The following is a 12,334-nucleotide window of genomic DNA, read 5'->3' on the forward strand; positions in this document are numbered from 1 at the left end:
AGCAGTATGACATGAAAAAAACAGGACTCTTTTTTATCATCATAGCCTTCAGCGCCTGCACCAAAGTACTGGACCAGGTACCGGAATATACCATTGCAGAAGATAACTTCTGGCTTACTGCCAATGATGCGGAAAGCGCTGCCGTAGGAATATATCCTGCTGTGCAAAGTCTCTCCATGCAGTTGCCCGTAGCTTTTGATGCCGCTTCCGATGCCGCTACTGCCCTGCTGATCAACTATGCCCCCTTTAGCCAGCATGGTATTCCGGTAGACAATGCGATAGTAGCCTCTTACTGGCAGAATAACTATACCGGTATCGGCAGGGCCAACGATCTGCTGAAACATGTGCCAGACATGAAAGACAGCCTTTTTACTGGCAACCGTAAGCAGGAGATACTGGGAGAAGCCCGTTTCCTGCGGGCCTGGTTTTATTTCAATCTGATAAAAGCCTATGGCCCTGTGCCGCTGGTGACAACACCTTACACTTCCTTTAATGCTGATTTCACCATAGAACGTACACCCGTCGACGTTATCTTCCGGCAGATCATTGCGGATCTTACCATTGCAGAAACATCGTTGCCTGTCAGTTACCCTACAGCAGCAGATACCAGGGGAAGGGCCACCCAGGGTGGGGCCAAAGCCCTGCTGGCCAAGGCATACCTGAGTCTGCAGCGTTACGACTCTGCCGCTGCCAAAGCACTGGATGTGATTAACAGTCCCGTATATACGCTGGTAAGTGGCAGCACCGCCTATAACAACATGTTTACCGTCAGCGGCAAAAACAGTACAGAAGCCATTTTCGAGATACAATATGTTAGTTCTTCTGCACAGGCCAACGGCCTTTTCAGTCTGTATATCCCTGTAAATGGCATCCCTGCCGGTGTACAGCCGGGCAGTTATCAGATAGCCCCTACCGATAAAATCGTAAAAGCTTATGAGCCGGGTGATATCCGCAGAAACGCTACCCTCGGTCTCAATACCGCTACGCCGGCGCTCAATTATGTCAGCAAATACATCCGGCTGACTAACGGCACCGAACCAGACATCATTGCGTTACGGCTGGCAGACATTATCCTCGTGAGAGCAGAAGCCCTCGACAAACTGGGCAAACATGCTGAAGCGGTGGATATGCTGAACATCATCCGCCGCAGGGCTTTCGGGTTGCCTACCACTACGTCATCCTCCTATGATTTTCCCCAGGCTGGAGAAACAGACAGCGACCTTACACTGGCTATAGAAAACGAGCGGTTTAAGGAACTGGCATTTGAAGGCCACCGTTTTTATGATCTGGTACGCACCGGCAGGGCCAATGCCGTGTTAGGCATCAATGCTGATCAGGCACTGTGGCCGATTCCGTTGCGGGAACTGGGGCGTAATCCACGGCTGGTACAAAATCACGGTTATTAATATTTTTCTTTTCACCTCAACCCAAACACCATGAAAAAACTATTTACAGTACTGTCAGGCATACTGCTGGCAGTGGCCAGCAGCTATGGCCAGTATACCACTACCTGGCTCGGCAACAACTTTCCAGACGTCAACCGTCATGTGGGCAACTGCGCAAGGTCTATGTGGGTATCCCCCGAAGGCGTTGTTTATACGGCGTCGGGATGGGATGAAAAAGCCAGGAACATCGGCATCTATCAAAACGGTAATACCCTTGGCTCTATGGGCGGCAACAAGGAATCGCAGGGCTGTGCTATCGGGGGTGATGCCACCTATATCTTCACCGCGCAGGAGACGCCCAACAGTGGTAAAGTAGGACGGTACAACCGTGCCACCAAAACCCGCGACCTTTTATTTGTGGCCAGCGCCGGTACCGCTGACGCTATCGGCGGCATCGTTGTATCCGCCGGCCGTGTATTTGTGAGCGACACCAGCGGCAACCGGATTGTAGTATTTACCACCGGCGGCGTGCAGATACGGCAATGGCCGGTAGCAGGTCCCGGTGCGCTGGCAGTAGACAGTAGCGGAAAGCTGTGGGTGGCCCAGAAAAGCAGCGGCACCATACGCAGTTATGACACTACCGGTAACGCCAGTACGATTATACAGCTGGCCGCCACTGCCCGTCCGTCGGCCCTCTATGCAGACAGCATCCGGGGTGAACTGCTCATCGGTGACCAGGGACCAGACATGAACATCAAAATTTACAATAACCTCACGGGAACGCCTACACTATCCGGCACATTTGGCGTAACAGGTGGTTATCTCAACGAAACCAGCGGTACCCGTGGCGCCGCCGGTGACAAACGATTCACCCGCGTAGTGGGCATCGGCAAAGATGCTGCTGGTAATCTCTATGTGCTCAACAATCCCTGGGGTGGCACCTGGGACCTCGGCCGCAACGGCCTTACCGATATCCACTGTTACAGTAATACCGGCACTCTCCGCTGGACACTGCAGGCGCTTAACTTCGAAGGCAATGCTGCCGCAGATGCGGGCAGCGATGGCTCCCTCTTTTATACCGGCAATATCCTCTTCTCGTACAACGGTACTGATGGCGGCTCCTATGTGGCCAACACCATAGATCCCTACCGTTATCCGCAGGATGCCCGCATTCAGAAAAGTGATCCCGGCCGCGGCGCCTTCTTCGGACACTTTGCCAACGTAGGCGGACATAAAATACTGGTAGCCTGCAATCAGAACCCCGACGTGTTTTATACCTTCTACTTCAATCCCGCCACCGACGGATATATCGCCATTCCCGGTGATACCATCACCAAAGTACGCAACGGCTTCTGCCTCGATTCTCTCGGTGACATCTGGATATCCCAGGATAAAACCAATGCTATCCAGCATTATCCGCTGACTGGTTTTGCTGCTAATGGCAAACCCATCTGGGGACCAGTGGTATCTACTCCTACACCCGCATCCATCGCCCGTCTCAACCGGCTGGAATATATTCCTGCCAGCGACGTGATGGTGCTGGCCGGCGGTAATACCGACTGGACACTGATCGGTAACCGGATAGAAGTGTACCGCGGATGGCAGGCCGGCAACCGCACACCGAATGTGGTGATCACCCTCAGCAGGGCTCAGGCCAAATCCATGTCGGCCGCCGGCAACTATCTCTTTGTGGGATACTACGCCATTCCTGACATCGATGTATTTGACCTCAGCACCGGTGCACTGGTACTGACGATGAACAGCAGCAACCCTGCTGTTTATGTAGGCAACGATGTGGACTCACAATATGGTATCAGAGCCTTCCACCGCAGCACCGGCGAATACCTCATCACCAAGGATGATTACAACGCCAATAAAGTAGTGCTGTATCGCTGGACACCACCCACACCACCACCGGCAACAGACAGCAGTACAACGGCAACGGCTACACTGGCCCGTGGCCACAACATGGCTGATTTCAGGATATATCCCAACCCGGTAGACAAAACATTGTATATCGATCTGAAACAACAGGCTGCCAAAGGGTTCACCATTCATATTTATGATCTCATGGGAAAAACCATTAAAACAATACAGGCAGGCAGCCAAAGCACCTTACAGGCCGATGTGGCCAGTCTGCTGCCAGGCTCCTACGTGCTGCGCATCACCGATGCCGCCAGCAGCAAGGTGTTGGGGCAACAGAAATTTATTAAGCTCTAAAAGATAAAGAATGAAATATGTATGGATACTCGGGCTGTTGATCAGCAGCGGGTATAACGGTATGGCACAAATGAAGGCGCCTGCCGAATGGGTACACTTTGAACAGCTAATGGGCGTTAAAAACAATCAGCGGCATTATGATTATGACGTGGCCATTGTTCGTGCCTCCTGTGCTACCAATATATTATGGCCGGGAGAACAGCCTTCCTATACACTGCAGATTGTCAACCAGCTAAAAGAGCCCATGGTGGCAGAAGGCAGGATAGAGCTGATTCCATACGGTACCCGGGGACTTCCCGGTGATATATGGCTGCCGGAGGTAGTGGCTGCGGGCCCGGTGATCTCCATGCCGGTAAAGGTAAATATCCCGGCCAACGGTTATCTCGATATAATACATCAACCGGTGATACCGGAGCGTTTGGGTGGTTACGCTATTGTGATGGACCTGGGCAGATATGGGCGAAGGTTTGTTACCAGCCTGGTACGTACATTCGCTGCTAACCCGCAACGGCTGCAGTATCCCAAACAATCACTCGACGATATGGGGGCCGACTTCCTGCAACGGGTAGGCATACAGGCCATACGGATGGGCGTAGATTACACGCCCACTACCGCCAGCGACTATACGGAGAAGATGCAGGCACTGGACCGTAAACTGAAAGAATACCAGGCTAAGCATATTACCGTGCTGCTGATGTTTGGCGCAGGCACAGCTCCTATGCCGCTGGGCAGGCCCCTTCCCTTCCTCGACAGTGCAGGCGTGATGCGGAAAACCAAGCAGGATTTTGTATGGCTTCCCTCTTCGGATGCTGATTTCGAACGTTTTGTCCACCACCTCTGTGTGCAGTACGGCTGGCCCAAAGGACCGGTGACGGCGGTGTCACTCTGGAATGAACCCTGGGAGGGATTGTCTATCTCAGGATGGCAGTCTGATATCCTGCGATACCGGGAGATATACCGCGTGATGGCACAAGCGGTGATCGACGCGCGTAAAAAAGGGGCCGATGTGCTGGTGGGAGGTGGTGACTCCAATTCCAACGCCTGGGATAAACTTTTTGCAGATGGGAAGATGACCTTCCTTCCCATCTTTGATTTTTGTTCTATCCATTATCAGGGGATGGAATCGCCGGCCATTTATCCGGAGTGGGTTAACCGCCGCTCTCCCCGCGGTCGTGTTAAAATATGGGATACAGAGAGCTGGGTGGGCAATACCGATGATCGTATAGGCCTTACCGTGGCCACCAACCGTTCTGCCGGTTACGACCGGTCTATGGGCATCTATGCCGGTTATATGTATACCGGCGGCAGAGGCAGCGAACATTTCACACAGAAAATACATACCCCTTCAGGCATCACGGAGATTACCCGCATACCTGACACCTGGTCTCCCGCCGCCGCCCTGGGCGCGGTGCAGCACCTGATCGGAGAAAGGAACTTCCGGCAACTGTTGTTTCCCAATGGGCTGCCCTGGGTAATGGTTTTTGACGGCAAACAGGCCGACGACGGCACTGCCGTAATATGCGGCGACATCGGTGAAGCCTTTGGTCCCGAACGGGTACTGTTCCGCGGTGTAAGAGGACTGACGGAAGTGATGGAGAAAGAAAAAATGAGAGCAGCCCCCACCGCCGGTCCTACGGCCGCAGACAGCCTTCAACAGGAATTACAAACATCCCGGCCACTTCGTGGTGGCCGGATGCTGTTGCCCGCAGCCCCTTACATACGGCTATATGATTTTTACGGCAATCTCATACCTGCTACCGGTAGGCAGTTGGAGATACCGCTCAACAGCCAGGGCTATTACCTGCGTACCGACGGTTCCAAAGGTGCTTTCGACAAACTGCTGGCAGCCTTAAAAACCGCCCGTATTGAAGGTTATCAGCCGGTAGAGATCATCGCAAAAGATATGACCGCGCGCATAGAACAGTCACCCATCATGTCGCTGCAACTGACCAATATCCTCAACCGCCCGGTGCAAGGCAGGCTTGCAGTAAATCTGGCAGGACTGCAGACAGCGGCACCGGCCACCATCAGCCTGGCCCCCCATGAAACCAGGACCATTCCGGTGAAAATCACAGGTGGGGTAAAGGTCCCCAACAATACCTATCCTCTCTCCGTACATTTCGATGCCGGTGCCGATGGTATAGCCACACACTATGAAGACATGCATGTTAATGTCATTTCACGGTTAAGCATACACGTAGACGGGAAGCTGGACGACTGGCAGACAGCCCTACCTCAAACCGTCAGCAGCAAAGGTGCCGCCACCGTTAGTCTTACAGAAGCAGCCTGGTATCCATTTAAAAATTTTGACACTAACGCCAACGGATATGCGAACGGTTACTTCGCCTACGACGATCAGTATTTTTATTTTGCTTCCAAAGTAGCCGACAGCACGCCCCATCCCGGCACCTACCGCTTTGCCCAAAGGCCCGACGATACGTTTTTTTATCCTGATACCGCTTACGCGATGGATATGCAGCAAACCCTGGTAACCAAAGAGAACAGCGCAGCAGCCACTGATGCCAGCGCACTGCAACTGCCAGCCGACAACGGACGTATCCTTCATTACTGGGAAAGTGGTGACAACACCAACTCCTTCGGAATAGATCTCCGGCTTTCAAAACCTACACAGGTTGCCCTCTATCTGCCCAACCTGCGGGTATCTTCACTGGTACTGGAGGTATTTGATAATCATACCGGTGTCTGCCGGTTAAGGCGTACCCTCACCAATCTCTGGGGCGGCGCCTGGGAAGTACTGCGGCTACAGGGTGATAACAGGATCGTGCTGCACAGCAACGGCTGGTGGTATACGCCCAAACTGGCCGCCCTGCTGTTTGATCCGCCCGGCACTGACAGCCTTTTTGTAAAAGAGGATTTTGATACACGCGGCAACTGGCGTGGTGTATATGGTAGTATGGGTTATCATATTGCCGGTCTGGGTTCGCAGTTACCGGGCGGTGTGACGGTGTCACCCGTCCACCGGGAAGTTAAACAGCCCTTGATATGGCCAGCCGGCGTGCGGCACTACACCTATCAGAAAAACCCCGTCACGCCGGATAATTCAGGGCTGGGTTATTCATACGACAATGTATTGCTGGCATTCAACGTTATTCCAGAAGGCCAGGACGGCCTGCTGGCCTGTCCTCCAGGTACTATGCCCCGTTATACCGGATACAAATGCACCGACTACGAATATGCGCTTAATCAGGTAGCCCCTCAATATGGAGGAGGCACGGAGATATGGCGGTTGCTGGCACCGGGTCTGAACAGGAAACATTTTTTTCCGAGGCAGCCGGTGTCTGAAAAAGAAGGTCCAGTTACAAATGGGAAACTGGTGATCAATAGAGAAGGCAATACTGTGATCACGGAATGTGCCATTCCCTGGTCTGAAATACCAGATGTAAAAGAAGCCATCGACAAAGGACTGCCGGTTAAGATATCCTTCCGGGTGAATGATAATGGTGCGCCAGGCAGCTGTATGGAGCTGGCCAAAGAAAGAAGTGTGTCCAAACAAAATGCCCGGGCCTTCCATCCGGACTGGAAGGTACATTGGGCGAATGAAGTGGAGTTTGGCGTGGAACGATAGGTCTTAAATCGGATCAACCGGATTACCAGGATTCCGGGGAATGAGTTGGTAATTTTGAGTAGTATCAAAACAATCCTGTGCAGTCCCCGGAATAATGGCCGGGTTAATCAGAGCGCTGATTACCACTGGTTCCTGCTCAAATTTATCAAACCATAATGTGAAAAAACCCACTCCCTTAGCCAAAATTGCTACTCTCTCTGCAGCCTGGCCCAAATTCCCGGGGTTGTTGTGTTTGAAATCCTGAAATAGACCATAGGCAGCATCCACCATCAAGATGGCATCCCGCCGTCTCATATAACGTATGTCAACAATATCAGCTCGCTGATCAATCACATTTAACCCCATTAAATCAATTGTGCTCCTGGCTTTTGATTGCTGATGCAATTGAAGGTCTTCAGAATGGTTTACGATAGCGGCCGAAGGATCAACTGGATGAAAAATTATTTCAAATGGGATCAATGTATTGTTCTTTTCAGGGAAATAATAATCGTTAAAATCAACCGGTTGATTCCATTTGGTTCTATTACAAGGGCCACAAGCCAATAACATATTGTCCCACGCCAATGGATCACCAACTGCATAACCAGGTGGCGGATTCTTTGGAACAACATGTTCTACCTGTAAATTATGGCTTAAAGGAATATTACAGTAACAGCAATAATACCCGATCCTTTCGATTAACAACTTCCGCCATCTATCATAATCAGAGACGGCAATGGGGGTTCCGGCCTGATCCACCGGGCTTGTACCTTTATTCAAAGGTCTCATGTTATTTTTTTTCTTTCGAGTGAATATTTAACTCAAGGAAAGCTCTGAGAGCAGGATCGGCAATATTATTAATTTCATCCTTTAACTCAGGGGTTAAGCCATGTTGTTGAAATTTTAACAACATACTTTTTACATCATTATAAGTATTGGTATTCTCATCGGAAAATGGGCTTGGCACTCCCATTACTGCGGTTGCTACCTCATCTATTTTCAAATCCTTTGGAGGAATATCAGTTGGTTTATCAAGATTGTACAATTCATCTGACTCCAGTGATTGAACAATGAAGGCCGAATGTGTAGTAACAATAAACTGGATATTAGGGAAAGCACGCTTTAAATCTGCTACAACATGTCGTTGCCAGTTTGGGTGCAAATGCATATCCAGCTCATCAATCAATACTACTCCTGTTGTTTTCCTGACAGCATCAGTACCCAGAAAGCCGTTAAGAATCACACAACGAAAGGCCAGTTCTGCCACCATATTCAGCATAGCGATCAGGCCGTCGCTCATATTTGAATGCGTCATCCTTCCCAGTGAATGCTCATCAATGGTCACCGCAGCTTCCAGTTCCTGATATCTATTATTGTAAGCAACATCTTCAAGGTATGGGATAGCGGTTGTAATAGCATTAAAAACAGCATCCCTTGTTCCTTCAAACTCTTTATTATATTTCAGTTCTGAATCGTAATTGTGTAACCACTCCAATACTCCGTCAAAGTCCACCTTATTGCTTAAAGCAGCCAGGTATCCTTTTTCCATACGGGAACGTCTTTGTTGCGCTTTTTTCCCTTTCCGTTGTTGCGCTACGGTTCTTTCCGTACCAAAACTTGCAACTACCGGTAGTATTTCATCATGATGCTTCTCTCTTTGGAACAATAGGTGGGTCACAGCAAATATCAATTCACCGGCAAGGCTACCAGAATGGCTTGTTACCCCACTCTTCAGCATTCGACGTGTCCAGGTTATTGCAGGATTAGTATCGTCAAAATAAGCCCAGGCCTGAATCAGTGTATCCGTCTGATTGGGGAAATAATCACGTTCATTACTGTTCCATTTAACGAAACGTTCCTGAGGCTTAAATTGTCGCCGATATACAGCAGAAGCAGGGATAGGAAGACATTGGAGATATGCTCCCAATGAAACCTGAAGAGCATGCAACAAGGAAGACTTACCTTTTCCATTATCACCAATTGCCACAGTAAACTTTGGGTTAAGTCGCAATTCAAGCGACTCAAACCCTCTGAAATTCTGTATAAGTAATCGGTTTATGTGCATATGCTCCTGAAATTATTAAGATAGACAAACATAAGCATAAATACGATACCCCTTTCCATCAATTTTGCAAAAGGAGATCAGTCTTTCGCAAACCTGACAATTAACTCCGTCACCTGAAAACTGCTGCGGGCGGGCCTTTTCTCTCCCGGTACCACCAGCCTGAAAGGCCCTTTACCGGCAGGCAGCGGTTGCCCATCGGATTCATCTGCCAGCACTACTATTCTGTCTGTAAAATCGTTGTCCAGTTCTGCCAGTGAAAACAATACTTCATATCCATCAGCACTTCTTACCAGCAGATATTTGCTGAGGTTCTCTCCCCGCAAAGCTTTACCGGTGGTGACACCGGCCTGCTCCAGGATGTTCTGCAGTGGTACACCAGTGTAGGCGTGATCGTTACCATCACGGTCCTTTAGTGCAACAGTGGTACGTTTCATTGTATGCAGGTTTTCCGGATATAAGGTCAGTAGCTTTGTGACTTCGCCGGATATCTTTACGGAAGGCCGCTGTTGCGCTGCAGCGGTCAGAAACAGGCTTAACAACAGCCCTAATAAACAGGATCTTTTCATATATTTTAATTACCGGGAAATGGATTTGAAAAACGGGGATTGGTGATAAAGCTGGAATCGGTGAGCATATGCAGAAAGGCCAGCAGGTCTTTTTTCTCCTGTGCCGACAGCTGTAACGAAGTACCTGTCGGTATGTTGGAGCTACGCTGGAGAAAAGGACTCAGCGTTTCGCTCTGTGCGATATGTTCACTATAATGGTCAATCACTTCTTCCAGTGTTTTAAAACGACCGTCATGCATATACGGAGCAGTGAGTGCAATGTTGCGCAGGGTGGCCACCCGGAACCGTCCATTGTCGTAAGTCTGGCCGGTGATGTTTTGCCGCCCCTTATCTGTAGGCACAACATCCAGTCCGTTGTTGTGAAACAGGTCACTGTAGGTTTTGGGACCGCCATGGCAATGCCCGCAGGAAGCTCCTCTGATATCACGGGAAGGGTCCGGGTTGGTATAGAAGAGGGAAATGCCCTTTAATTCGGATACTGTAGGTTGATATTTTCCCTGCAGATATTGATCATAGCGCGAGTTGGCCGATATCAGGGTACGTTCAAACTGCGCCAGTGCTTTTACAATACGGTCGCCGGTAATACTGTCATTGCCAAATGCCCGGCGGAACAATGCCGGATATTGTTTACGCTGTCTTAGTTTGGCAGCGGCGCTTTCGAGGGACTGTCCCATTTCATGGGGTGCTGTCAGTGGTGTTACGGCCTGTTCTTCCAAACCGGCGGCTCTGCCGTCCCAGAAGAGGTGACGTACCCACAGCAGATTGACCAGTGCCATGGTGTTACGGGGTTGTAGCGTACCATCGGCGCCGGCACTGAATGTTTTTCCATCTGTAAAGGCTTTCGCCTGCTGGTGACAGGTAGCACAGCTCATCTTATCATTGACAGACAATGCTTTTTCATAAAACAACATGCGGCCTAATTGTACACCTTCCTCCGTCGTGGGATTATCTGCCGGCACAAATACCCGGTTCCCGAAATAGGCCGGCCAGGACAAGGCGGCAGGAACAGGTTTCCGGACAACCGATACACTGGCTGAAAGCAGGGCGGTCACCAGACCGGCCATAGCAATAACTTTTAACATCCTGGCCATATTTCAGTATAAAAGTGTTACAACACCCAACCCGCCATTTCTAAAAAAATAATACAGCAGCCATCAAAGATATTGTCAACATCAGTACCTTGCAGCTCTTTTTATCCATTTTTTTTGAAACCATCACTGCACCATGAGAAAGATATTCCTGCTGCTCGGTATATGTGCCCTGGGAAGCACTACCCAGGCCCAATTATTTGATCGCATCAAAAACAAAGTACAACAGAAGGTCAATGAAAAAATTGACCAGACCATTGATAAAGCCACTACCCCAAAAAAGAAAGACGATCAGGATAACACCGGCAGCAGCAACGCCGGCAATACTGCTGACGCCAACAATACACCTGCCGCCAACAACGGCGGATCTTCGGCCAGCACGGATATCAAAGCCTATTCCCGCTTTGACTTTGTGCCGGGAGAAAAAATCATTGTCCATGAAAATTTTGCCCAGGATGTTATTGGTGAATTCCCTGGTCAGTGGAACACCCGTTCCGGCGCAGAACTGGTGACTGTCAGCAACCGTCCCGGCAAATGGCTGGCCATCAAACAGGATGGTATTTTTTATCCGGAATATATTACCAACAAACTGCCGGACAACTTTACCCTGCAGGTAGACCTGATGGCCAGCAATGGTATTGCAGGCATCGGAGCTATTACCGTGGGTCTGGTGAAGGCGGCCGATACAGATGAAAAGTTCCATTACGGAGATGGCAGCGCTGCATCCAATCCATCCTTTAAGGTAACGTTCTCCCCTAAGAGTTCCGGTGAAGGTACTTTTCGTTATTCCTCCAATCTGATTGGTGATCATAGCATCAGCGGCACACCTTATTTTAATGTACCGAAGAAAAACTATGTAAGGCTCTCTATCTGGCGTCAGAAACAACGGGTACGCGTATATGTAGACAGTACCAAGATACTGGACCTTCCCCGGGCCCTGGATGCAGACGGCGGCTTAAACACCCTCGTGTTCTCCGCTTACGCACCTGACTACGATAAGACAGATGGCATCTTCTTTATCAGCAATATCAACCTGGCCGTAGGTGCACCCGATACCCGCAACAAACTGATCACCGAGGGTAAATTTATCACCCACGGTATTCTCTTTGATACCAACAGCGATCAGATCAAAGCGGAATCTTACGGTGCCCTGAAAGATATCGCCAGCGTGCTCTCTGAAAATGCAGCTGTAAAAGTTAAAATCGTAGGTCATACCGATGCAGACGGCAACGACAAGCTGAACCTGGACCTGTCCAAACGCAGGGCCGAAGCGATAAAGGCAGCACTCAACAAAACCTTTGGCATCGATGTGGCCCGTATGGATACAGATGGTAAAGGCAAAACACAACCTATTGACAACAACACTACAGAAGTAGGAAAAGCCAACAACCGCCGCGTAGAATTCATCAAATTATAAATAGCAGAAATGATTCTCTATTTTGAGA

8 protein-coding genes are annotated in these 12,334 nt (G+C 49.9%); 4 read left to right on the top strand and 4 right to left on the bottom strand.

Features of this window, described 5'->3' with window-relative positions:
• Positions 1–11: 11 nt before the first annotated feature.
• Genes KD145_RS08595 through KD145_RS08605 form a run of 3 tightly spaced genes read left to right on the top strand, consistent with a single transcriptional unit; the run spans position 12 to position 7,191 of the window.
• Positions 12–1,406, top strand: coding sequence for a RagB/SusD family nutrient uptake outer membrane protein (locus KD145_RS08595; RefSeq protein WP_212005485.1), 1,395 nt, complete (start codon positions 12–14; stop codon positions 1,404–1,406).
• Between the two features lie 30 nt (positions 1,407–1,436).
• Positions 1,437–3,605 carry a T9SS type A sorting domain-containing protein gene (locus KD145_RS08600; RefSeq protein ID WP_212005486.1) on the top strand — a complete coding sequence of 723 codons (2,169 nt, stop codon included), beginning with the start codon at positions 1,437–1,439 and terminating at the stop codon, positions 3,603–3,605.
• Positions 3,606–3,615: 10 nt separating this feature from the next.
• The gene (locus tag KD145_RS08605; protein WP_212005487.1) at positions 3,616–7,191 is read left to right on the top strand and encodes a hypothetical protein; all 3,576 of its coding nucleotides are present in this window, start codon (positions 3,616–3,618) and stop codon (positions 7,189–7,191) included.
• 3 nt (positions 7,192–7,194) lie between these two features.
• Here the strand turns inward: KD145_RS08605 and KD145_RS08610 are convergent, their stop codons facing one another.
• From KD145_RS08610 to KD145_RS08625, 4 genes are all read right to left on the bottom strand, one after another.
• Positions 7,195–7,959 (bottom strand): HNH endonuclease, encoded by a 765-nt coding sequence (locus KD145_RS08610; RefSeq protein WP_212005488.1) that lies wholly within the window; start codon positions 7,957–7,959, stop codon positions 7,195–7,197.
• A gap of 1 nt (position 7,960) precedes the next feature.
• Positions 7,961–9,235: an AAA family ATPase gene (locus KD145_RS08615; protein WP_212005489.1), complete on the bottom strand. Its 1,275-nt coding sequence runs from the start codon at positions 9,233–9,235 to the stop codon at positions 7,961–7,963.
• A 77-nt stretch (positions 9,236–9,312) separates the two neighbouring features.
• Complete coding sequence (locus tag KD145_RS08620) at positions 9,313–9,801, bottom strand: molybdopterin-dependent oxidoreductase (RefSeq protein WP_212005490.1); 489 nt, start codon at positions 9,799–9,801, stop codon at positions 9,313–9,315.
• A gap of 5 nt (positions 9,802–9,806) precedes the next feature.
• Positions 9,807–10,883, bottom strand: coding sequence for a cytochrome-c peroxidase (locus KD145_RS08625; protein ID WP_249219770.1), 1,077 nt, complete (start codon positions 10,881–10,883; stop codon positions 9,807–9,809).
• A gap of 142 nt (positions 10,884–11,025) precedes the next feature.
• On the opposite strand from KD145_RS08625, the gene KD145_RS08630 reads away from it, so the two are divergent.
• A complete protein-coding gene (locus KD145_RS08630) occupies positions 11,026–12,306 on the top strand; it encodes an OmpA family protein (RefSeq protein WP_212005492.1) in 1,281 nt (426 codons plus the stop codon).
• The last annotated feature ends 28 nt before the right edge of the window (positions 12,307–12,334 follow it).

Origin of the sequence: Chitinophaga sp. HK235, assembly GCF_018255755.1 — a bacterium.
GTDB lineage: Bacteria > Bacteroidota > Bacteroidia > Chitinophagales > Chitinophagaceae > Chitinophaga.